Annotated in this window: 21 protein-coding genes; 6 read left to right on the top strand and 15 right to left on the bottom strand. The window is 48.0% G+C overall.

The window, feature by feature from the left end; all coding sequences use genetic code 11:
- Positions 1-57: 57 nt before the first annotated feature.
- The 5 genes from H6F73_RS18390 to H6F73_RS18370 form a co-directional block, all read right to left on the bottom strand.
- Positions 58-180, bottom strand: a complete 123-nt coding sequence (locus H6F73_RS18390) for a photosystem II reaction center protein L (protein ID WP_190674547.1) — start codon at positions 178-180, stop codon at positions 58-60.
- A gap of 12 nt (positions 181-192) precedes the next feature.
- Positions 193-327 carry a cytochrome b559 subunit beta gene (gene psbF, locus H6F73_RS18385; protein ID WP_190674550.1) on the bottom strand — a complete coding sequence of 45 codons (135 nt, stop codon included), beginning with the start codon at positions 325-327 and terminating at the stop codon, positions 193-195.
- A gap of 21 nt (positions 328-348) precedes the next feature.
- Positions 349-597: a cytochrome b559 subunit alpha gene (psbE, locus tag H6F73_RS18380; RefSeq protein WP_190760233.1), complete on the bottom strand. Its 249-nt coding sequence runs from the start codon at positions 595-597 to the stop codon at positions 349-351.
- A 118-nt stretch (positions 598-715) separates the two neighbouring features.
- A complete protein-coding gene (locus H6F73_RS18375; protein WP_190760232.1) occupies positions 716-1,762 on the bottom strand; it encodes a photosynthesis system II assembly factor Ycf48 in 1,047 nt (348 codons plus the stop codon).
- Positions 1,763-1,865: 103 nt separating this feature from the next.
- Positions 1,866-2,201 (bottom strand): rubredoxin, encoded by a 336-nt coding sequence (locus H6F73_RS18370; RefSeq protein WP_190760231.1) that lies wholly within the window; start codon positions 2,199-2,201, stop codon positions 1,866-1,868.
- 356 nt (positions 2,202-2,557) lie between these two features.
- On the opposite strand from H6F73_RS18370, the gene ndhC reads away from it, so the two are divergent.
- From ndhC to H6F73_RS18355, 3 genes are read left to right on the top strand one after another with little or no spacing between them, the layout of a single operon-like run.
- Complete coding sequence (gene ndhC / locus H6F73_RS18365) at positions 2,558-2,920, top strand: photosynthetic/respiratory NAD(P)H-quinone oxidoreductase subunit C (protein ID WP_190760230.1); 363 nt, start codon at positions 2,558-2,560, stop codon at positions 2,918-2,920.
- Positions 2,911-3,651, top strand: coding sequence for an NADH-quinone oxidoreductase subunit NuoB (nuoB, locus tag H6F73_RS18360; RefSeq protein WP_190760229.1), 741 nt, complete (start codon positions 2,911-2,913; stop codon positions 3,649-3,651). Before ndhC ends, nuoB begins: the two co-directional genes overlap by 10 nt.
- Positions 3,644-4,147, top strand: a complete 504-nt coding sequence (locus H6F73_RS18355; protein WP_190760228.1) for an NAD(P)H-quinone oxidoreductase subunit J — start codon at positions 3,644-3,646, stop codon at positions 4,145-4,147. Before nuoB ends, H6F73_RS18355 begins: the two co-directional genes overlap by 8 nt.
- A 259-nt stretch (positions 4,148-4,406) precedes the next feature.
- On the opposite strand, the gene H6F73_RS18350 is transcribed toward H6F73_RS18355, so the two are convergent.
- The 4 genes from H6F73_RS18350 to H6F73_RS18335 form a co-directional block, all read right to left on the bottom strand.
- Entirely contained in the window at positions 4,407-5,231 is an 825-nt protein-coding gene (locus H6F73_RS18350) for a LapA family protein (protein ID WP_190760227.1), read from the bottom strand.
- A gap of 251 nt (positions 5,232-5,482) precedes the next feature.
- A complete protein-coding gene (locus tag H6F73_RS18345) occupies positions 5,483-6,106 on the bottom strand; it encodes a flavin prenyltransferase UbiX (protein ID WP_190760226.1) in 624 nt (207 codons plus the stop codon).
- A gap of 82 nt (positions 6,107-6,188) precedes the next feature.
- Entirely contained in the window at positions 6,189-8,540 is a 2,352-nt protein-coding gene (locus tag H6F73_RS18340; RefSeq protein WP_190760225.1) for a ribonuclease R family protein, read from the bottom strand.
- A 130-nt stretch (positions 8,541-8,670) separates the two neighbouring features.
- A complete protein-coding gene (locus tag H6F73_RS18335; protein WP_190760224.1) occupies positions 8,671-8,844 on the bottom strand; it encodes a hypothetical protein in 174 nt (57 codons plus the stop codon).
- Between the two features lie 739 nt (positions 8,845-9,583).
- Here H6F73_RS18335 and H6F73_RS18330 point away from each other — a divergent pair.
- Complete coding sequence (locus H6F73_RS18330; RefSeq protein ID WP_190760223.1) at positions 9,584-10,384, top strand: hypothetical protein; 801 nt, start codon at positions 9,584-9,586, stop codon at positions 10,382-10,384.
- A 92-nt stretch (positions 10,385-10,476) separates the two neighbouring features.
- Here the strand turns inward: H6F73_RS18330 and clpP are convergent, their stop codons facing one another.
- The 5 genes from clpP to H6F73_RS18305 form a co-directional block, all read right to left on the bottom strand.
- Positions 10,477-11,103 (bottom strand): ATP-dependent Clp endopeptidase proteolytic subunit ClpP, encoded by a 627-nt coding sequence (clpP, locus tag H6F73_RS18325; protein WP_305076156.1) that lies wholly within the window; start codon positions 11,101-11,103, stop codon positions 10,477-10,479.
- 156 nt (positions 11,104-11,259) lie between these two features.
- Positions 11,260-12,426, bottom strand: a complete 1,167-nt coding sequence (locus H6F73_RS18320) for a pyridoxal phosphate-dependent aminotransferase (RefSeq protein ID WP_190760222.1) — start codon at positions 12,424-12,426, stop codon at positions 11,260-11,262.
- Between the two features lie 388 nt (positions 12,427-12,814).
- Positions 12,815-13,897: a class I fructose-bisphosphate aldolase gene (locus H6F73_RS18315; protein WP_190760221.1), complete on the bottom strand. Its 1,083-nt coding sequence runs from the start codon at positions 13,895-13,897 to the stop codon at positions 12,815-12,817.
- Positions 13,898-13,921: 24 nt separating this feature from the next.
- Positions 13,922-17,317 (bottom strand): hypothetical protein, encoded by a 3,396-nt coding sequence (locus H6F73_RS18310; protein ID WP_190760220.1) that lies wholly within the window; start codon positions 17,315-17,317, stop codon positions 13,922-13,924.
- A 152-nt stretch (positions 17,318-17,469) separates the two neighbouring features.
- Positions 17,470-17,985 (bottom strand): hypothetical protein, encoded by a 516-nt coding sequence (locus H6F73_RS18305; RefSeq protein ID WP_190760219.1) that lies wholly within the window; start codon positions 17,983-17,985, stop codon positions 17,470-17,472.
- Positions 17,986-18,261: 276 nt separating this feature from the next.
- On the opposite strand from H6F73_RS18305, the gene H6F73_RS18300 reads away from it, so the two are divergent.
- The gene (locus tag H6F73_RS18300; protein WP_190760218.1) at positions 18,262-19,191 is read left to right on the top strand and encodes a TIGR01777 family oxidoreductase; all 930 of its coding nucleotides are present in this window, start codon (positions 18,262-18,264) and stop codon (positions 19,189-19,191) included.
- 157 nt (positions 19,192-19,348) lie between these two features.
- On the opposite strand, the gene H6F73_RS18295 is transcribed toward H6F73_RS18300, so the two are convergent.
- Complete coding sequence (locus H6F73_RS18295) at positions 19,349-19,669, bottom strand: hypothetical protein (protein ID WP_190760217.1); 321 nt, start codon at positions 19,667-19,669, stop codon at positions 19,349-19,351.
- Positions 19,670-20,157: 488 nt separating this feature from the next.
- On the opposite strand from H6F73_RS18295, the gene amt reads away from it, so the two are divergent.
- The gene (gene amt / locus H6F73_RS18290) at positions 20,158-21,723 is read left to right on the top strand and encodes an ammonium transporter (protein WP_347239565.1); all 1,566 of its coding nucleotides are present in this window, start codon (positions 20,158-20,160) and stop codon (positions 21,721-21,723) included.
- Positions 21,724-21,977: the final 254 nt, after the last annotated feature.

Raw genomic sequence — 21,977 nt, 5'->3', positions numbered from 1 at the left:
AAAACACAGCTGAAGATCGTTAGATCGTTAAATCGAAAAATCGAGATTTATCGCCAGTTAGTTAAAGAAATAACTGGAAAACAAGATACCCAGGCAAAAAATCAGTAACAGGCCCAAGTATAGGGATGTCCGGTTTAACTCTACCGGCTGATTATTCGGGTTGGGAGAGCGAGTCGGCATGAGAAATTACTCCTATCGTTGAATAAATTGCATGGCGGCGATCGCGCCCAAAAAGAAGATCGTCGGCACTCCTAGGGTATGCACTGCCAGCCAGCGAACCGTAAAAATGGGATAAGAAACTGGCTCATTTGCTCGATTGGTCGTCATAATTTAGAACTCCGTTAGGAACTACTTACCGATAAATTGATCAATTTGTTGCTTCGACTCAAAGCGGTCTTGCACAATTGGCAATTCCTGGCGAGTTTGGGTGAAATACTCATTAGGCCGAGGCGTACCGAATACGTCATAAGCCAAACCTGTACTCACAAACAACCAGCCGGCGACAAACAGCATGGGGATGGTGATACTGTGAATCACCCAATAGCGGACACTGGTAATAATGTCCGAAAACGGACGTTCTCCTGTTGAGCCAGACATTCAGATTCCTCCTGCAGACTACTGTTAAAAACTCAATCTCTATGATACGAAACTTGCACAACACTCACAAGCAAGTAATTTTAACCACCGGCAAGACTACTGGCGATTTTTATTAGCATCAGGCAGATGCGGCATTGGCTTGATACTTCAAGAGAATACCTTGTTGACCAATAATAAATCCTTGCTGGGGCGACAAAAAGACAATCTTGTAAAAATTAGAGGGGACATTTTCCACCTCACGGTCTTTTTGCCAGGTTTTACCCCCATCAAAACTGCACAGCAAATTGCCACTGCCGCCGGCTACCCAAACTTCATCAGGTGTTCTGTAGGCTAAATCCAGCAATCCCCAGCTTGTGGACACCTCTGGATGCAGCGGTTCCTCCCACTCTTCCCAGTTTTGGGCACTGCTAAATTGTACCTGACCACCTCTGGCTAACATCCACAACCGGCCATCTTGGGAAAATCCCATATTCTGGACGCGTCGGGAACTGTTGCGATTGTGCGGCATCCAAGCATTCTGACCCGGTTCCCAAGTCGAGTAGAAGTTCCCCTTCGCCGACACGGCAACATATTCCCCATTCGAGGAACGCTGAATATTCCGCACGACGCCGACTGCTTCTTGCACCATCGCTTTCCAGTTCTGGCCGGCATCTGAGGTGCGGTAAATTGCTCCCACATTCGTGGTCATTTCAGCGGATTTCGGGCCAAGTGCCAAAATCGTGTTAGGAGCACCTGGTAGCTTCTCGCTTAAGAGAATACGATTCCAAGACTTGCCCTCATCATCGGTATGCAGCAAGACGGACGGCTGTCCCACAATCCATCCTTCCTTACCAGAAAAGCTAACCGATGTCAATAAAGCTTTTTCCTCATCCAGATCCAAACGTTGTTCTTGCCAAGTTTGGCCGGCATCGGTGGTTTCTAGTAAGGTGGCATTGCTGCCAACGATCCAACCGTGGTTGGGGTCAGAAGTAAAGGCAATATCTTGTAAATTCGCTTCACTGGGCAGGTTGATCACTTGCCAGGGGCTGGAACTGAGAGAGGGGACTTGAGAACATCCCACACAAAGCAGGACGGCTGCTAGTAATAAAACAAGGGGTTTCAAAGGTTTGATGAGCGAGTCTATCACAGTCCAATCTATATATCTGTTAATCGTTTTTTGTTGCATTTAGAACCGGCAGTCTTTCAGTTTCAGCTCAAACGCGAATGCGATCCAACGCTTTCTCCAGTGGATCAAGACTTCATCATTCGAGTAGAATCTTGAAGCCGTCTCACTGTAAGCCATAGAGGCTGAGAAAGAATAGCAAGCCAAGGGCCAGTCCGCCAAAAATCAGCAAACTTTTCTGGGCGGGAGTGAGTGTATTAACACCTAGCCCGTAACCGAGATTTTCCTTAAATCCAGATGCAGTGCCGGCAGCGCCAATATTGTGAAACTGCGAGGTTCGCACCCCACACACCGGGCAGCGCCAATCAGTTGGCAACTCTGTAAACGGCGTTCCGGGCGGAACCTGACGCCCATCGTCTCCCTTGGTTGGTTCGTAAACGTAGCCACAGGCTCGGCATTCGTATCTGTCTAACGTTTGGGAATCAATGGCTTCGGGACTCATGGCTCAGGACGAATAGAGGGTTGGGGGGTTGAGAGCGTGACCGAGGCTCCAGTCCCCGCCACGTCTGCTTGCAGCATAACGATCGTTGATAGTAATAATATTAAAATGTCGCATAATTTTGTTAAAGATTGTCAACGAATCTGCTAAAAAATTAAGCTTTCGGCTGAATTGCTGAGCCGGCAAGCCTTACGACGACTGCTATCGGAAAGGTTAGAAATGAAGCTTCTCAGACACAAGGCATTTAGCTGGGCATGGTGCGGGGATTCGCATCCTGCCACTGCAAGCCTTAGCCCTATATACTGTAATGTAAAGAAGTAGAAACAAACGTACCTTCAGCGAAGCGGTCATTATTAATCGTGTTTGTCCTAAGAGGCTATGAATATTTCCTGGGCTTTCTGCTAATTAGCAGCCTTGTACCCGCATTGGCGCTGACGGCGTCGGCAGTGCTGCGGCCCAAAGGTCTTGGCCCAGAACGGCGTACCACTTATGAGTCCGGCATGGAACCCATTGGAGGCGCTTGGATTCAGTTCAACATCCGGTACTATATGTTTGCGTTGGTCTTCGTGATCTTTGATGTTGAAACTGTTTTCCTCTATCCGTGGGCTGTCGCGTTCCACCGGCTGGGGTTGTTGGCTTTTATTGAAGCCCTGATCTTTATCGCAATTCTGGTGATTGCACTCGTGTATGCGTGGCGCAAAGGAGCCTTAGAATGGTCATGAACACTAATCTTACATCGCCGAACACTTCAGGGGAATCGGGGCAACTGATTAACCCGGTAGGCCGGCCAGAGATCACAAAAGAGCTATCGGAAAATGTGATTCTGACGTCGGTTGATGACCTCTACAACTGGGCACGACTGTCTAGCTTGTGGCCCCTGATGTATGGGACGGCTTGCTGCTTTATTGAGTTTGCCGGCATGATCGGCAGCCGGTTTGACTTTGACCGTTTTGGTCTGGTGCCGCGTGCTAGTCCGCGCCAAGCCGATTTGATTATTACAGCAGGCACGATCACCATGAAATATGCGCCGGCTTTGGTTCGCTTATACGAACAAATGCCGGAACCCAAATACGTGATTGCAATGGGTGCCTGTACGATTACCGGCGGGATGTTCAGTGCCGATTCTCCCACCGCAGTGCGTGGAATCGATAAGCTGATGCCGGTGGATGTGTATATCCCAGGATGTCCGCCGCGTCCGGAAGCGATCATGGATGCAATTATTAAGTTGCGTAAAAAGGTTTCTAATGATTCGCTACAGGAACGGGGCCGGTTACAGCAAAGCCACCGTTTCTACAGCAAGGCACACAATATGAAGCCGGTGCCGGAGATTTTAAACGGCACCTATCTTGCCTCCCCCACTCGCCAAGCACCGCCGAAGGAACTGACAGAAGCGATGGGGATGCCGGTGCCGCCAGCCCTTCAATCTGCTCAGAAGGAGGAAAGCCGTGGCTGAAGAAGGAACGCAAATCGTTGAAGCCGGCAAAATTTCTCAGTGGCTGACACAAAATGAGTTTGCCCATGAGTCGCTGCCGGTAGATCATTCGGGTGTGGAGATTATCAAAGTTGAGCGGGAGTTTTTAATTCCCCTAGCAACTGCCCTCTACGCTTACGGATTTAATTACCTGCAATGTCAAGGCGGTTATGATGCCGGTCCCGGTGAAGATTTGGTTAGTTTCTATCACTTAATTAAACTAAGTGATAATGCGGATCGCCCTGAAGAAGTGCGGGTGAAGGTATTTGTGTCACGGGAAGATCCGAGGCTGCCTTCCCTGTACTGGATTTGGAAGACGGTAGACTGGCAAGAGCGGGAAGCTTACGATATGTATGGCATCATTTATGAAGGACATCCGAATTTAAAACGGATTTTGATGCCAGAAGATTGGGTAGGTTGGCCGCTGCGTAAGGATTATGTCTCTCCAGACTTTTTTGAGTTGCAGGATGCCTATTAAGATTTAGGGCAATTTATCGCAACTTAGTTGTGTTGAATTTAAGTGCCGGCACTCTCTTCTTTTGAGAAGGGGGTGCCAATTTTTTGATGGCTTTACTGAGTGCCGGCTGTTTATTGTTGAGTAAATTACGCGAGGCAGCAGATTTAATATTTTTTAACCGCAGATAAACGCAGATGGGTTACGGGTTGGTGTTGCAGATTTTGCGATTCTCTGTATGTGGGAGTGAGAATCGCTATAGCTGCAAATTCAACTTTCTCAACTACCAATCTTTTGAAGGTTTGCGTTTATCATCATCCCAATCCCAATCATCATCTTGATTTTGTTTCTTGCTTCCATCATCTTGCCTGGGTGCCGGCTCACCAGAAGACGTTGCATTAATCACCCGGTAATCTGCATCATAAACAGATTCCGTTTTTCCCACTTCAGACTCAGCCGGCTCGCGATAGCCGATCGAATAAGTTGAGCCATAGCGGGAAACTGTTTTCGGTTCCTGCGGCACTTCATAAGTTGTGGGATCTCTGCCCAAATCGCGCTCACCGGCACGAGGATCTGCGGGTTGCTCATTCTCCTCCCAATCCTCATCAAACTCGTCATAATCCTCAGCCGGCTCGTCATAATCATCTCGCTCCTCAACACCGGCACGGCGATTAACCGGCTCGTCATAATCATCTCGATCTTCAATACCAGCACGGCGATCAACCGCCCCCTCGGAAATGCCGGCACTCGGAGAAGCCGTTGGTGTGCCCCAGTTATTCTGCAAAACTGTATTAGCCTGGGGAGCCGGTTCTGGTTGCCGGCGTGGCGTTTGAGGCATATAGTCACGCGGGATATGCGGTAAAGGGATCTGCCGGCGAGTTAGCAATTCTCGCTCAAACAAATAATTTGACAGCTGATATAAAGCAGCAATCGCAAAGGATGTCAGCACACCTGCCGCCACAGCACTCAACATCAGCACAGAAAGCGGTAGCGCGAATGATTGCGTCCCCAAAAAGACCACCGGCAGAACAGGCGACGCGTTTTGCCAAGCAAAAATTCCCACTCCTCCGAATACCACCAGTAGCAGTAAACCGCGAAATTCACGCATAATTAATCCTCCACAGTGTTGAGTATCTCGAAGAGTTTTTAGTCAAAAATATTAAACCATTGGCAAAAATTCACCCCTTATCTAAATGATCCACAAAACACTCAGATTCATCGGTATACGCCTAACGGTACGCTGCGCTATCATCTGTGTTTATCTGTGTGCATCTGTGGTTAAAAAATCTTAAAAACAATCATTCTTCACCCTTGACTCTTGCACCGGCAGACACAGAAATCTCAGCTCAATTCACGCTTCTAATGTCCCTCCCACCGGCTTATTGGAATGCAATCAATATCAAGCTGATCGAGAGCGCGAGCCACCACAAAATCAACCAAATCCTCAATCGTTTGCGGGTTGTGATACCAAGCAGGAATCGCCGGCACAATTCTTACCCCCGCTTCCGCCAAAGCCGTCAAATTCCGCAAGTGAATCAAACTCAAAGGCGTCTCGCGGGGCACTATCACCAGTTTACGTCCTTCCTTGATCTGCACATCAGCCGCCCGCTCCAAAAGATCCGAACTCAAACCGGCAGCCAACTTTGCCACCGTACTCATACTGCACGGCATCACGATCATCCCCAAAGTCCGAAACGAGCCGCTGGCAATATTCGCGCCCACATCTTGCCAAGCATGACATCTCAGCTTGCCACCCGTCACATCCCCAGCTTGCTCACGCCAAAATAGCTCCTGTTGCACCGGCTCAGCAGGCATCCGAATATTTTGCTCTGCCTGCCAAACCATATAAGTAGACTTAGAAGCCACCAGCTCAATTGCCCAGTCTGCCTCTAATAAAAACTTAATCGCTCGCACTGCATAAATTAGCCCAGATGCGCCTGAAACACCCAAAATCAGAGGGCGTGTTTTGTTATCCTGTGTCATCAGTTCATTGCGAATAAAGAATAGACTGCCGGGATAGAGTATAAAGAATTCTTTATCCCCTTATCCCGGCTCTGATTCTTCATTAACGATCAACCTCCAAATAAGGGTTGTAAGTGGAACGCTCAGGCTCCTCGTCATCTCCATTTGTAGCTTCACTGCCGCCACCAACCGCAACCAAGTCTATTTGTTGCCGGTAGTAATCCACACTCTTGACTTGAACTTCCACGCGATCGCCGAGCCGGTATTGCTTGCGGTTCTTGCGCCCCACTAGGGTTTGTTGGCGAGAGCGGTATTCATACCAGTCATCTTTCAAAGAAGAGACATGAACCAATCCTTCCACCAGCAATTCTTCAATTTCCACAAAGAACCCGTAAGACTGGACGCCGGTGATCAATCCTGGAAACGTTTCGCCGGTGCGCTCTTTCATTGCACCGGCTTTCTTTAACCCTGCCAGATCCTCCTCAGCTTCCTGGGAGACTTTCTCTCGATCACCGAGATGCCCCACGATGGTAGAGAGCTGTTCTTCGAGTTCGTGCTGCACTTCTGGGGGCAAGACGTTCCAGTTAATTTGGCCTTTAGCGCTACTGTGACGCAAATTAACGCTTTCTTTGACACGAGTCGTGCGGCGATCACGCCCATGTTCAAATACAGCATGGAGGATGCGCTGCACTAGCAAATCTGCGTAACGCTGCACCGGCGAAGTGCAGTGGGTGTATCCAGTGTCTAAGGATAGGCCAAAGTGCGGCCCAGGCGTGGTGCTATAAGTAGCCGGTTTTAAGGTTTCCTGTAGCAGGTAAGTCAGCACGCGTTCAGCAGAGGAGCCGGCAAACTGTTGGGTAAAACCTTGATAATCTTGAGGGCGGACATCTTCCTCATTTTGTAGCTGCAAGTTCATCCCCAGATTGTCAGCCAGTTTAATTAACTCTTGAACATCATCGAAATCGGGCTTTGGCTGTACTCGATAAATTCCTGGCACCATGAGCGCCTGTAAATGGCCGGCTACGATTTGGTTAGTCAGAAGTATTAATTCTGTCACCATTGCACCGGCACTGAGGCGAGGTGAGGCAACAATAACCCCTAACAACCCCTCATCATCAAAGGGAAATTGGCCGACACCGTACTGAGTTGCCGGCAGATTTAGTTCAATCGCGCCCCGTTGCTGCCCCTGTTGCTTGACTGCACGGGAGAGCGCTAACATTTGGTCGAGGACTGGACTGAGCGCCGAGTCTTCATTACGATCCAAAATTTCTTGAGCTTGTTGGGGACTCAGCTGGTGGTCAACTTGAATGATACTGGGTTGAATTTCAAATTCCAGCACTTCTCCTTGAGCGTTCAAGGTGATCAGCACGGAAATAGCAAGCCGTTCTTCTTCGGGTAACAGAGAACAGCGATTTTCTGCCAAAATTTCTGGCAACATAGGAATTGCCGTTTCTCCCAAAAACACGGCGATGCCGCGCTTGCGGGCTTCCCGGTCGAGGGGCGAGTCTGGGGGGACATGATAGGCCACATCCGCAACATGAACACCTAGCCGCCACTGCCCATCTTCCAGGGTTTCTAGGGAGAAGGCGTGTTCTACCGGAGAAGCGCCGGTGCTTAAGCCTTCTTCTTCAGTTTCTGGTTCTTCTTGCTCACGTTGTAAGGATTCAGCTTTGAAAGTGAGAGTCAGCAGCTCACGCAGATCGAGCCGGTTTTTCAAGTCGGCTTTTCGTAGCTGTTTGGGCAAGGCTTTCGCCGCCTTCATCACATTTTCGCTAAAAGAACGCGGCAGATCGTGCTTGCAGCAAACAATGTCTAGGTCGTTAGCATCTTCGGCATCACTACCGAGAATCTGAGCAACGCGTCCCACCGGCGGATAGGAACCGAGGGGATAGCGCATAACTTCGACATGGACAAGATAATCAATGGCTTCTTCTAGGGCGATGCCATTTGAGTTAACTTCAAGTTCAAACAACAGCCGGTCGTCTAAGGGAACGGCTTTATATGCAGCGAGGCCGGTTTGGTTCTTGGCTTGTTTCAATCGCGCTAAGACGCTGGGGTTGGCTCGTTCGAGAACTAACCGCACTTCCCCTTCTGGACTGCGCCGGCGGCTGCCTTCTTTAATGATTTTGACCAGCACTCGATCGCCATTCCAAGCGGAACTGAGATGGCATTCCCGAATGTAAATATCTTCTGATCCTTCCGCATCTTGAATGGCAAAACAAAACCCTTTGCTAGAGCAACGGAGTTTGGCTTCTACGACACCTTCTTCAATCACCCGGCGATACTTGCCGCGATCTTTGACTAAAATGCCAATTTTCTCTAAAGCGTCTAGGACAATTTGGAATTTACGCAGACTTGTCTTGTCCTGGCAACCCAGTTTCTTCTCCAAGACCTTAGGCGCGACCAATTTATCATCCGTAAAGTTTGCCAGTAATGTAGCGATTGAAAATTCCATGCAGCGCTCAATCCTTGTGGTCTCTATTCGATTCTCTCCCCGGCACTATCACTCCACGCGGCGGTAGCTATTAGCCTTGGATGCCCGGATTTGGAAATTTGGATTTTAGATTCAATGCGCTACGCGAACGTCAATCTAAAATCGTCTGTCCGTACCTTTTCCAGGCTTCACTCCCCCTTTCCTCGCGAACAACTTTTAAGGAAGTGCTCGCGCCGAGAACGCTGGAAACAGGCAATCCGATGGCAGAACCTCTCAGTTGCGCTAAGCGCATCTGTTTGGGCATCAGGGTGACATCGTCAGGCACCTCCGACTTTGAATAAACCCGTTTTTCTCGCCCCCGCCATGTTTTAGAACACAGTGATGCAACCAAGGGTCAGGAGCTTGAGCCGGCTTCGAGCGAGTGTCGGAGGGGCTTGAATACCGTGTATTCTTGCACTCTCGTTTTCTTACACGCTGCGGCGCTTCTGTTTTAGCAACCGCTTTGCAGCGACTTTGCTCTAGCTTTAGGGTATATACAGGTCGGATGGAGCGGTGCAATGCCGCGCAGATGTAGTCTTTTAACTATTTTAGTTTTAGCGGGTGCTTTTGGTACATCGGTTTTTTGCACACTATCCTGAAGTTAGGGATTGAGGGTAGATCATTTGTAAACTATGTTTAAGAGGGGCTGTCGTGGTTGCCGGTGGGGTATTCAGTTTTTAATCAGTGGGTGTTGGGGAAAGGCAGGAGAGCATTGCTTGGGCGAGAGGGAAAGTAGAAAATTATGCCTTTAATTTTTCTGATTGACTCAATCGGGATGTTTTCAATCAGGATAGATAGCGTTCTTGGGGAGGCAAATTTCTAAGTTAAATGCTGATTAATTTAGAAATTATTCTACCTTGCCTGAAACCTGGCTCCTTTAAGATTGCGTAAAAAAGGTTTCAACGCTTCAGCGAGTCTATTTCGGGATGCCCTGATTTGAAAGCGAATACCCAATTTAATAAGTAAAGTCTAAAATTTAAAATAGCGCTATCTTCTGAACTTCTGATATTTTTGATGGGAATACTATGTTTTCTCAATTTTTCGCTCGTTATCCAGCCGGCGGTTTAATTTCTGAGTTACTGACGATTGATCACGGCAAATATGTTGTCCGCGCTTTGGTTGTTGTGGAAGGCGTGACGCTGTCTTCGGGGATGGCGGCGGCAGAAACGGTGGAAGTGGCGGAAGATCGAGCTAAAACCCGTGCTTTGAATGTTTTGGGAATTGAAGTGGGAATGCCACAGCCGGCACAGACGCATTCTGTTTCGTCTCAACCGGCTGCAACTTCACCTTTACCGGCACCTTTGACAACGAATTTTCAATCGCAAAAAGGGTTTTCGCCAGATCCTTTGGTGCCGGCTAACTCAGATATGGCTTTTTCCAGAACCTCTCCCCCGCTAGCTGCGCCAACTCGTCCTTCTATTCCTCCCACTTCCCCTGCGCCGGCTTCGGATGAGTGGTTATCTGATTCAAATGGCGATTGGGGAGAGGAGGATGCGATGCCGGCACCGACGCCATCTTTTAATCTTCCAGAAATCGAGCCGGCTGCGACTGAACCGCTATTGCAGGGTTCACAGTTTCACCGTGAGGGTGTTGCGAAGCCGGTGCCTGCCGTTGCTGAAACTGGGAGTGCCGGTGTAGACAAGAAGAAGGATTTATCGAATGAAATTGCCAAAATCAAAGTTGAACTTGAGCGTTTGCACTGGAGTCCTGAGCAGGGAAAAAATCATTTAACTCTAACTTATGGCAAGTCATCTAGCAAACTACTAACTGATGATGAATTGCTTGATTTCTTGCACTATTTAGAATCTCTGCCGGCAGCAAAGTAACAAAAAAAGGTAAAGGGTGAGAGTAGGGGCATGAATCCTATCACGCCTTTACTCTCACCCTTCAATTCCCGCTAAATCGGGTTTCAATTTTCTTAGCCGACAGCAACTGGACGGGTTGCAGAAGGACGCCGATCAATCACTTGATCGATTAAACCGTATTGTCTGGATTCTTCGGGAGACATGAAGAAATCCCGTTCGGTATCTTCTGCAATTTTCTCTATGGGTTGGCCGGTGTGGGCGGCTAGATGCTCATTCAGTCGCCGTTTGTGGTATAATATTTCCTTGGCTTGAATTTCGATATCCGTTGCTTGCCCCTGAGCGCCACCGAGGGGTTGGTGAATCATAATCCGAGAATGGGGCAGACTCATCCGCTTACCCTTTGTGCCGGCACTGAGCAAGAAGGCTCCCATACTGGCAGCTAGGCCGACGCAAATTGTAGACACATCCGAGCGAATGTGGTTCATGGTGTCAAAAATGCCCATGCCGGCTGTCACCGAACCGCCTGGAGAGTTGATGTAGAGGTAAATATCCTTGTCTGGATCTTCAGCTTCTAGAAAAAGCAGTTGAGCAACAATCAAGTTTGCCAAGTCGGAATCAATTTGCGATCCGAGGAAGATGATGCGCTCACGCAGGAGTCGCGAATAGATGTCGAAAGCGCGTTCGCCACGACCTGACTGTTCGATAACGATAGGAATCATGGAGCCTGCCTGTTGACGCAATTTATCTTAGTTATAACCAATTGTAGGTTTAATCTGCCGGTGGTTGCAGCAGGAGGGAGGTAGGGGTTTCTCCCTAGGAGGAGTGCGTCTATAAGCAAGCCGGTGATCAGTAGAGATGTTTGGGGTGTACCCTTTACCCTGTTGCGAAGCACTCGCCTAGATTTGCGATCTGACAAATGCTTCAAGCCGGCTCATTCCCGTTTCAATGGTTGCCATATCGGTTGCGTAAGATAACCGGATGCAATCATCTGCACCAAACGCAATTCCTGGAATGACGGCGACTTGCTGAGATTCAAGTAAGCCATCACAAAATTCTAGAGATTTTAAACCTGTTTTGCTGATATTCGGTAACAGGTAAAAAGCACCATCTGGTTTCGGACAATTTAATCCGGGAATTGCATTGAGAAGTTCATACATAACTTGCCGGCGTTCGGCAAAAGCTTGGCGCATTTCTTCTACACAATCTTGCGATTCTTCTAATGCTGCAATTGCTCCATACTGAGCAAAAGTACAGACGTTCGATGTACTGTGACTTTGAAGGGTTGTCACTGCTTTAATTAAATCTAATGGGCCGGCTAAATAACCCAATCGCCAGCCGGTCATGGAGTAAGCTTTAGCAAAGCCACTACTAATGATTGTGCGATCAAAGATTTCTTTGCCAATCGATCCAATGCTGAGATGTTCTACACCGGCATAGATAATCTTCTCGTAGATTTCATCAGAAACGACTAAGATATCTTTTTCAACCACCACCTCTGCCAGTGCGCGAATTTCATCCGGCGTGTAAACCATGCCGGTGGGATTGGAAGGCGAATTCAGGATAAATAATCGCGTTTTTGGGGTGATCGCTTCTCGCAGTTGAGCCGGCGTGATTTTGTAGTTACTTTCGGCGGTTGCGTGAATAATCACCGGCACACCACTGGCAAGTTTCACCATCTCTGGATAACTCAACCAATAGGGAGCCGGGATGATAACCTCTTCTCCCGGATCGAGCAGCGCCATCATCAAGTTATAAAGAGAATGCTTGCCGCCATTGGTTACGACGACGTTCTCTGGGGCGTAGTCGAGTCCATTATCTTTCTTGAGCTTCCGGGCGATTGCTTCTCGCAACTTGGGTTCACCGGCAGCAGGGCCATATTTAGTTTTACCGGCATCTAGCGCTTGTTTGGCAGCGGCTTTGATATGTGCCGGCGTGTCGAAATCCGGTTCGCCGGCGCTAAAACTGCAAATGTCGATGCCTTCAGCCTTCATCGCCTTTGCCTTAGCCGCGATTGCCAATGTAAGCGAAGGCGCGACCTGACCCACCCGTGCTGCCAGCTTCATCGTTACCCCTAAAAATTTAACTTAAGCACTACAACTATCAGACTTCTAGTTTCTCAGACTATCTCAACATTGCGTGCGAGGTTTATGTTTTTTTACGGTTGCAATGTTTTGATCGCCTGACATTTAGTAGGGACGCACCGGCGTGTGCGCCCCCATCACCCTTGCCTACGGTGTACACACATCTGGTGAGCAACCTCAAAACGCTGCTGGATTTCGCCCCCCTAACCCCCCAATTCTGGGGGGAACCGGAATACAAAGTCCCCCAATTATGGGGGATTTAGGGGGCATATCAATCTCAAAAGTCCCCCAGAATTGGGGGATTTAGGGGGCATATCAACCTCAAACGTCAGTAGAGAAGACTTGTGTGTACACCGTAGATCACGCTTGCTCAAGCAATCGTGACATCGGGTGAGAGATAGACATCTTGGATGGTGTGAAACAGCTTGACGCCTTCCTCGAAGGGACGTTGGAAGGTTTTGCGACCGGAAATTAAGCCAGAACCTCCAGCACGTTTGTTAATCACCGCAGTGCGAACGACTTCGGCAAAGTCGCTTTTACCGGATGCGCCACCTGAGTTGATCAAGCCGGCACGCCCGCAGTAGCAGTTGAGTAACTGATAGCGGGTTAAATCAATCGGGTGATCCGTGGTTAAATCTGAGTAAACCCGATCATGCGTCATACCGTATTTCTTGCCGGCAGCGTCGGAGACAGCTTTATAGCCGTTGTTGACTTCTGGCAGCTTTTGCTTGATGATGTCTGCCTCAATGGTGACGCCGAGATGGTTGGCTTGGCCGGTGAGGTCAGCGGCAATGTGATAGTCTTTGTCTTGCTTGAAAGCGTTGTTGCGGAGATAGCACCAGAGAATCGTTGCCATGCCGTATTCGTGGGCTAAGGCAAAGGCTTCGCTGACTTCTTGAATTTGGCGAGTTGATTGATCGGAACCGAAGTAAATCGTTGCCCCCACGGCGGTTGCCCCCAGATTCCAAGCTTGCTCAACCGAGGCAAACATCACCTGATCGTATTGGTTGGGATAGGTGAGCAGTTCGTTGTGGTTGAGTTTGACAATGAAGGGGATTTTGTGGGCGTATTTGCGAGAAACACTGCCCAAAACGCCCAAGGTGGTGGCGACGGCATTGCAGCCGGCAGCCATCGCCAGCTTAATAATGTTTTCCGGGTCGAAGTAGATGGGGTTGGGGGCAAAAGACGCGCCGGCAGAGTGTTCGATGCCTTGATCCACCGGCAGGATAGAAAGATAGCCGGTGTTTGCCAAGCGCCCGTTGGAGTAAAGCTGCTGGAGACTCCGCAGCACTTGGGGAGAGCGATCGCTGTATGCCCAGATGCGGTCGATAAAATCTGGGCCGGGAAGATGGAGTAAATCTTGAGAAACCTTGGCTTTGTGCGTGAGAAGGTCTTCTGCTTCTGCACCGAGATAAGACTCGATGGTTTTGGGTGCATCTAGAGTTGCGGTCATAGATTTTCCCTCAAAATTTTGACGCTACTGTTTATTGTGGCTTGTGGTTTGGGAAGTTGGGATTTTCTCAACGGGGGTAGATGAGGGGGAAGTGGGAATATGATCGCAAAGGTGCCGGTGTTCTGGGGTGAGATTGGCAGTTGGGTTGTTGAGATAGTCGCGCACCCAATTGCAACCCCGCACCATCAGCTCATCGATATCTTCAATTTGCCACAAGCGAGCAGTGCCGTCCCATAAAGCAGTCACCAGTTGCTTACCGTCTGGGCTAAATATGACGCTGTTGACCACGCTTTTATGGCCTGTAAATGTAGCCAGTTGCTTTCCCGATAAATCCCACAAGCGAGCCGTGTTGTCATCGGAAGCCGTCGCCAGTTGCTTGCCGTCTGGGCTAAATATGACGCTGTTGACTCCTTCTTGATGGCCTGTAAATGTGGCCAGTTGCTTTCCCGATAAATCCCACAAGCGAGCCGTGTTGTCATCGGAAGCCGTCGCCAGTTGCTTGCCGTCTGGGCTAAATATGACGCTGCGGACACTTTCTTGATGGCCTGTAAATGTGGTGAGTTGCTTTCCCGATAAATCCCACAAGCGAGCCGTTTTGTCGAAGGAAGCCGTCGCCAGTTGCTTGCCGTCTGGGCTAAATGTGACGCTGTTGACGAAGCTTAGATGGCCGGTGAATGTGGCTAGTTGCTTTCTCGATAAATCCCACAAGCGAGCCGTGTTGTCCCAGGACGCAGTCGCCAGTTGCTTGCCGTCTGGGCTAAATATGACGCTGCTGACCGAGCTTTCATGGCCCGTGAATGTGGTGAGTTGCTTTCCCGATAAATCCCACAAGCGAGCCGTGTTGTCCCAGGACGCAGTCGCCAGTTGCTTGCCGTCTGGGCTAAATATGACGCTGCTGACCGAGCTTTCATGGCCGGTGAATCTGGCCAGTTGGGTTCCCGATAAATCCCACAAGCGAGCCGTGCCGTCGAAGGAAGCCGTCGCCAGTTGCTTGCCGTCTGGGCTAAATATGACGCTGTTGACCGGGCCTTGATCGCCTGTAAATGTGGCCAGTTGCTTTCCCGATACATCCCACAAGCGAGCCGTGCCGTCCGAGGAAGCGGTGGCCAGTTGTTTACCGTCGGGGCTAAATATGACGCTGTTGACAAAGTTTTCATGGCCTGTAAATGTGGCTAGTTGCTTTCCCGATAAATCCCACAAGCGAGCTGTTTCGTCCCGTGACACAGTCGCTAGTTGCTTGCCGTTGGGGCTAAATATGACGCTGTTGACCACGTCTTGATGGCCGGTGAATGTGGCGAGTTGCTTTCCCGATAAATCCCACAAGCGAGCCGTGTCGTCAAAGGAAGCAGTCGCCAGTTGCTTGCCGTCTGGGCTAAATATGACGCTGCTGACCGAGCTTTCATGGCCTGTAAATGTAGCCAGTTGCTTTCCCGATAAATCCCACAAGCGAGCCGTGCTGTCGTCAAAGGAAGCAGTCGCCAGTTGTTTACCGTCGGGGCTAAATATGACGCTGGTGACCGCGACTTTATGGGCTGTAAACGTGGCCAGTTGCTTTCCCGATAAATCCCACAATTTAACAGTGCCGTCCCCTGATGCAGTCGCCAGTTGCTTGCCGTCGGGGCTAAATATGACGCTGTAGACCGTGCCTTGATGGCCTTCGAGACGGTTTTGCTCTCGCACCTCATAAACTATCTTTTGCAGTGTTCGTCTCACTTGATTTTGCAGTTCTGCATCTGGCCACAATGCTGAATTAAGCTTTTTTCTTGCCTCTAAACTTTTCATGAGTCCGTCTAGCGGTTTATCGGACAAAAAGAGCGTTTCTGAGGTGATGCTCAAAGCCCGAATTTGCTCAAGTTCTGCTTTTCTCCACTGCACTCCTGCAAAAATGGCAAACCCTGCAAAGAATAGGGTGGTTATGGAAGCGGCTGAGAGCAGGCGCTGTATGCGTTGTTTTTCTTGCCGACGTATGCGATCGCGCTTCTGAATCCCAGCATCAATAAATTGATTTTCTTCTTCACTTAACCCACCGAGTCTATCAAACTCTTTTTTCTCTCGCAGTTCGGCCACTTGGGCTAATTTCGAGCCACTCCAGAGTTCATCCTCAGCCTTCACCTTGGAGTCAGCCAGCGCTTTTTTCCAGTTTTTGGCATCTTCACACAAGCGATTTCTAATTAGAATAATTTCTTGGCTATCTTCTATCCATTTTTTCAAGGTATCCCAGGAATTAATCAGCGTTTCATGGGCAATTTCTACCGTCGATTGTTCTTGGCGATTACTGACTAAGAGCTTATTGTCAATGAACTGATTCAGCAGCTTTTGGGAATTCTCACTAAACTCTGAAAGATTCGCCCGCCGGCTTACGGCTTTTCCCCCCACATCGATTTGTTCAGTGGTGCTGGCAATATTCACTAATCTCAGAAATATTTGCTTCGTTGTCTCCTGTTCTTCTGGAGTCAACTTCTTGTAAATCTCATCCACATGACGCTGCAATGCACCCCGAACCCCACCCAAATTCCAATAGGTTTGAGTGTTCAATGTTCGGTCTTGAATATCATCATTTTTCCAAAGTAAATCAAGCGTATATTGTAATAAAGGCAAAGAGCCGGCTTGTCCTTGAACGTTTTGGATAATTTCTTCAACTAATCCCTGCTGGAATACCACCCCATGATTAGCTGCCGGTTGCTCAATGGCTAGGCGCAACTCATCGGTGTGCATATCCGTAACGAGGTGAATATTTTTCTCGGCAATTTTCCCCAGTGCTGGATAAGGACTGAATCGATCAAGAAAATCCGCCCGCATTGCCAAAACAACTTTGACAGATTGATCCTCACTTTCAGCGACATGGACAATTCTATTAATAAATTTTTGACGTTTTTCTAAATCGTGACACAGGGTAAAAATCTCTTCAAACTGATCAACAAAAATAAGCCACTGACACTGATCATTTTTGAGAGTTTTGATAACTTGTATTAAGCTTTCTGAGTCATTTTTAGTTGCAATTTCTGCCTCAGCTTGTTTGTAACCTTTACTAATCAGGCTAATTCGCAGTGATTCAAAGGGATCTCTGTCGGGTGTGAGGGTAAAATCTTGAAAATTGGAGCCAAGTCTTTCTGCCAGTTGCGGAATCAAGCCGGCACGCACAACGGATGATTTCCCACTTCCAGATGCACCCAATAGTAAAATTAGATTACTTTGACTTATGGCTTTAATCAAACTAGCAATTAATTGATCTCGACCGAAAAACAAGTCTTTATCTGAAGACTCGAATCTTTTTAATCCTCGATAAGGTGAAGTTCGGTTCAGGGGACGAGTCTGAATTTCTGAGGCTGTAACTTGAATGATTTGATTAATCGTAAAGACATTTCCATCCCCCATTGAAATGTCACCGAAGGTTTGCACTTGCTGTTGATTGCCTAGCATTTATCTAACCTCCTTGAATGACCTTAAAATTTTTACTTAAAGCCGTAAATACATTTTTTGATGTAGATAAACCTTGGATTTTAAGGACGGGCGAAACACTACCTTAAAATCCAAGGTTGAAAGTAATTTCTAATCGATAAGGCTAAATTGCTTCAAATAAAAATAGCCGAACCAACCAATTTAGCGACTTTAATGGTCGGTTCAATTAATTTTTCAACCCCTTTCAAACCTTTTTCCAGCGCATCAACCGCTTGAGTGATTAAATCTTTATCCGGTTTCGATTTTTTGAGTTCTTCTTCGACAAACTCAATTTTGCTTTGCGCGTCTTTCTTTTCTAAGGCGTTAAGTTTTTCAGTCTGGCTGAGTTCTTGCTTCATAAAATGCAACAATTCAAAAGCTTCTTTTATGTCTGCTTTTCCCCCTTGAATGTTGGCATTCGTTTCAGAGATATTCACAGAACCTTCCGCTGAAAACTGTTCAGCTTTAACTTCATTGCCATCTCCCATCGTAATGTTGCCAAAGGATTGGGATTGTTGAGTCTGTGCTTGAAGATTGGATGTTGCGCCTGCACCCAAAATTACAGATAGCTGAGATTGCAGGGCAGTTTTTTCTTCAGCAGTCAAGCTTTTAATAATGTCGAGAACTTCGTCTACAGTGTACTTTGGCATTGCGATTACCCCACAGAAATAGAAGTTTGTTACAAAAAAATACTTTGATTCCCCTCGGCTCTGGGGAATTTCATTGAAAACTTGCCAAAATCCGGATTGTTTGACTTACCGGCACCCTTGCCAATCCGTAATAACAACATTAACAGCTCCCGTCAAGCACCCTGATCTTGAAACCATCAGCAGCCGGCGCTACAGTAAACCGGATTTTGCAAGTGTTGCCGGCTGACGTAAACTGTGGGGTTAGCAGAGAACATACAAAAGTTAACGCTTCCACTTATGAAAGTAGCCATCACCGGCGCAACCGGCTTTGTCGGCAGTCGTCTTGTCGAAAAACTTCACGCAGACAGACATCAAATTCTGGTACTGACGCGCAGCCAAGATCGCGCGCGGCGCGTGTTTCCATCTGATGCGTACCCAAATGTTGAAATCGTTGCCTACACGCCAACCCAGTCGGGAAAGTGGCAAGAGTCGATTTCAGGATGCGATGGCGTGGTAAACCTTGCCGGCGCACCGATTGCAGATGAACGCTGGACACCGGCACGCAAACAGGAAATACTGGATAGCCGGCAGCTAGGCACACAAAAAATTGTGGAAGCGATCGCTAAGGCAAACCCGAAACCCTCGGTTTTGGTGAATTCCTCTGCCATTGGCTATTACGGAACCAGCGAAACGGCAACCTTTGATGAAAATAGTGGTGCCGGCAACGATTTTCTGGCAGAAGTTTGTCAAGCTTGGGAAGCGGAAGCGCAGAAGGTGAAGGATGCCGGCACCCGCCTCGTTATTCTTCGCACCGGCATTGTTTTAGGCATGGGTGGCGCAGTTGCGAAAATGCTACTTCCGTTTAAATTGTATGCCGGTGGGCCAATTGGATCAGGCCGGCAATGGTTTTCTTGGGTTCACCGGGAGGACTTGGTGAACCTAATCGTGCAAGCGCTAACCCGTCCTGAAATTGAAGGGGTTCTCAACGCCACCGCACCCAACCCGGTTCGCATGAATGAATTTTGCGAAACTTTGGGCCAAGTCATGAACCGGCCTTCTTGGCTGCCGGTGCCCAATTTTGCTTTAGAAGCGCTTTTAGGCGATGCTGCCCAAGTGGTTTTAGAGGGCCAAAAGGTTTTGCCTAAACGTACTTTAGATGCCGGTTTTAATTATCAATATTCTGGCGTGAAGCAAGCATTAGAACAAGTAATCAGCACGTCTGCCTAGAACGGTTTCAAAACATCCCACTTGTTAATTTTTTTGAGAGATGCCGGGATTAGAGAATTCTCTAATTTGTCACAAAAAAATTTAAAGTCAAAAAAATATGGCTGTCTCGAATGAGTACAGCCATTTTGGTAGAATTTTAGCCCCTGAAATTTTTTTATTATTTAGCCAATTGAGCGATGCTGTCTAGGCAAGCACTCAGAGTTTGGAAAAATTCAGCTTTTGTCACAGGTTCGCTGCCATTAAAACTGCCATTGCCCAAAGAATAGCAACCGTAGCGTTCTCCTAAATTTTGCACTGCTACAAAAGAGGGGTCAGCCGGTGAAACCTCAGCCAAGATGCTGGGGGGTTGGCTAGCAGTAGCCGGCGAGTTAAAAATGCTACTACTTACTGCTAACAGCAACACCGTCGCAATTGCAACTAAACCCAGCCACAGCCGGTTTCTTTTTACTTTTTCAAGGAACACTGTTTTTTGGGGCATGAAATTGCCTATAACTTTAGCAGAAAACTTTAAATTCTTTTAAATTAGCACAAACTTATTAATGCTCTTTGAAATTATAAGAGTTTAAAACTCTTAGGACTGAAAATTGCCCAGCCTTCACAAGTTGCTGTCATTTTTCAAAATGAGCTGAGCTAAATTGATTCAGAAAACTTTTTAAATAAATTTCTTGTGTTCGCACAGCCGCACTATCTTGAAAATATTTTTGGCTTGCAAAAATTGCTATTTTATGCAGCGATCTTGTATGGTGCAGATACCTTGCTGCACACCGGCTTTGAGAGAACATTCATAAATCATTCAAAAACTAAATGCAAATGCAGTGCTTGATAGAGCGACAAGAGATTTAGATGTGCAAAAGTAAAATTTTGCGATTATATAAACTTGTAAACGTAGCATATGTATCCTTTAATACGGAATTACCCAGTGAAAAATTGGTGAAATTCTAAGTCATCGCTTCAAAAGGTAAGAACGTGTTTAAAAAGGTACTAACCGGCATCATCGCCCTGTGGATACTCGTTATTCCCCTGATGGGAAATGTCCTTTCCCAAGATGAACCAACTCCAGAGCCGGAGGCAACAGAACTGCTCACTCCTGCCAGCCCTTCTGCGGAACAAACCGTTCCCGCCACTCCCACACCGGCAATATCCGCGCCGGCAACGTCTACCGAGCCGCCGATCGCTCCAGCAGATGCGACTCGCCAACAAGAAACGGCTCCAGCAACCGCAGAGTCTCCTCTTGACACAGGCGATACCGCCTTTATGTTAATCTGCTCAGCCCTAGTCCTGCTGATGACGCCTGGACTGGCGTTTTTCTATGGAGGACTGGTACGCTCTCGCAACGTACTCAACACCATGATGATGAGCCTGCTCCTAATGGCCGTCGTTGGAGTGACTTGGACGCTGTGGGGTTACAGTCTTGCCTTCGCCCCAACTTCAGTCATACCTGGTGTGAACCCCGGAGATGCCGCTACAGTCAATGCCAATCCCATTATTGGGAGCTTAAACTGGCTTGGCTTGAATAACGTGGCATTCGACCAACCCGATCCAGTCGGCTATGCGCCAACGATTCCGCATCAGGTGTTCATGGTTTACCAGATGATGTTTGCCATCATCACCCCGGCGCTGATCTCTGGGGCAATTGTGGAGCGGATAAGTTTTAAAGCCTATTTCTGGTTTATCCTCCTGTGGTCAACCTTAATCTACTCTCCTTTGGCTCACTGGGTTTGGGGTAAAGGCTGGCTCGGTGCGATTGGAGATTTAGACTTTGCCGGCGGCACAGTTGTCCACATCAGTTCCGGTGTTTCTGCGGTGGTTGCCGCTTGGATGATTGGGCCACGCAAAAGCTTTATGGTGCGACCGGCAGCCCCCCATAATGTGCCTTATGTCTTATTGGGAATTGGGTTGCTGTGGTTTGGCTGGTTTGGGTTTAATGCCGGCAGCGCTTTAGCAGCCGGTGGTTTAGCAACCGTTGCTTTTGTGGCGACAATGGTTTCCGCCTCTGCCGGTGGTCTAACTTGGCTGCTGTGGGAATGGATATTGAGAGGCAAGCCAACCGCCATCGGCATTGCCAGCGGCTTTCTAGCGGGATTAGTCGGTATTACCCCAGCAGCCGGATATGTCGCTCCCCTAGGAGCTCTCCTCATCGGATCAATTACTGCAATTTGCTGTTTTTACGCGGTCACCCTGCGCGCGAAATGGCAGTTTGATGACTCTTTAGACACCTTTCCCATTCACGGGGTTGGTGGGACTGTCGGGGCGCTTCTAACCGGCCTTTTTGCCACAAAAGCGGTTAACGCTGCTGGTGATAATGGCTTGTTTTTCGGCAACCCGTCGCAGTTGGTTGAACAAATTATCGCTATCGTCGCCACCTATGTTTTTGCCGGTGTTGGCACCTTTATTATTCTAAAAGTTCTAGGATCATTCATGGAACTGCGAGTTAAGCCGGTCGTTGAAGACCAAGGTGTGGATATCAACGAACATGGTGAAGAAGGTTATGGTGAAGAGTTTGGTTCTGGGCTGAGTTTGGTTAAGGAGTAAGTGAGTTGGGTTTTCCTCGTGAGCGCTTTGTTATTAAATGTCTGCTCACGATTTGTAGCAATGATATCAGCCGGCTGAATTAGCACCTTGCTGCGTTCGCCTTAGTTAAAGCCATAATCTATCACTAGAGCTTATTTACACTGCTGTGATGGATTATGGCTTTACTGATACTAAATTAGCGATTTTAAATGTAAGCTAAATTAATTTTTTAACTCTGTTCAAGTTTTTTGGATTTATTCAATCGTTTAATTGAT

It is taken from the genome of Microcoleus sp. FACHB-68, from assembly GCF_014695715.1.
Classification (GTDB): Bacteria; Cyanobacteriota; Cyanobacteriia; order Cyanobacteriales; family Oscillatoriaceae; genus FACHB-68.
This window is presented reverse-complemented; position numbering and strand designations above follow the sequence as displayed.

Excerpts from the sequence above, each read along its gene's own strand:
- H6F73_RS18390 (WP_190674547.1), bottom strand. The coding sequence starts at position 180 with ATGCCGACTCGCTCTCCCAACCCGAATAATCAGCCGGTAGAGTTAAAC.
- psbF (WP_190674550.1), bottom strand. The coding sequence starts at position 327 with ATGACGACCAATCGAGCAAATGAGCCAGTTTCTTATCCCATTTTTACG.
- psbE (WP_190760233.1), bottom strand. The coding sequence starts at position 597 with ATGTCTGGCTCAACAGGAGAACGTCCGTTTTCGGACATTATTACCAGT.
- H6F73_RS18375 (WP_190760232.1), bottom strand. The coding sequence starts at position 1,762 with ATGCAACAAAAAACGATTAACAGATATATAGATTGGACTGTGATAGAC.
- H6F73_RS18370 (WP_190760231.1), bottom strand. The coding sequence starts at position 2,201 with ATGAGTCCCGAAGCCATTGATTCCCAAACGTTAGACAGATACGAATGC.
- nuoB (WP_190760229.1), top strand. The coding sequence starts at position 2,911 with ATGGTCATGAACACTAATCTTACATCGCCGAACACTTCAGGGGAATCG.
- H6F73_RS18350 (WP_190760227.1), bottom strand. The coding sequence starts at position 5,231 with ATGCGTGAATTTCGCGGTTTACTGCTACTGGTGGTATTCGGAGGAGTG.
- H6F73_RS18345 (WP_190760226.1), bottom strand. The coding sequence starts at position 6,106 with ATGACACAGGATAACAAAACACGCCCTCTGATTTTGGGTGTTTCAGGC.
- H6F73_RS18340 (WP_190760225.1), bottom strand. The coding sequence starts at position 8,540 with ATGGAATTTTCAATCGCTACATTACTGGCAAACTTTACGGATGATAAA.
- H6F73_RS18330 (WP_190760223.1), top strand. The coding sequence starts at position 9,584 with ATGTTTTCTCAATTTTTCGCTCGTTATCCAGCCGGCGGTTTAATTTCT.
- H6F73_RS18320 (WP_190760222.1), bottom strand. The coding sequence starts at position 12,426 with ATGAAGCTGGCAGCACGGGTGGGTCAGGTCGCGCCTTCGCTTACATTG.
- H6F73_RS18315 (WP_190760221.1), bottom strand. The coding sequence starts at position 13,897 with ATGACCGCAACTCTAGATGCACCCAAAACCATCGAGTCTTATCTCGGT.
- H6F73_RS18310 (WP_190760220.1), bottom strand. The coding sequence starts at position 17,317 with ATGCTAGGCAATCAACAGCAAGTGCAAACCTTCGGTGACATTTCAATG.
- H6F73_RS18305 (WP_190760219.1), bottom strand. The coding sequence starts at position 17,985 with ATGCCAAAGTACACTGTAGACGAAGTTCTCGACATTATTAAAAGCTTG.
- H6F73_RS18300 (WP_190760218.1), top strand. The coding sequence starts at position 18,262 with ATGAAAGTAGCCATCACCGGCGCAACCGGCTTTGTCGGCAGTCGTCTT.
- H6F73_RS18295 (WP_190760217.1), bottom strand. The coding sequence starts at position 19,669 with ATGCCCCAAAAAACAGTGTTCCTTGAAAAAGTAAAAAGAAACCGGCTG.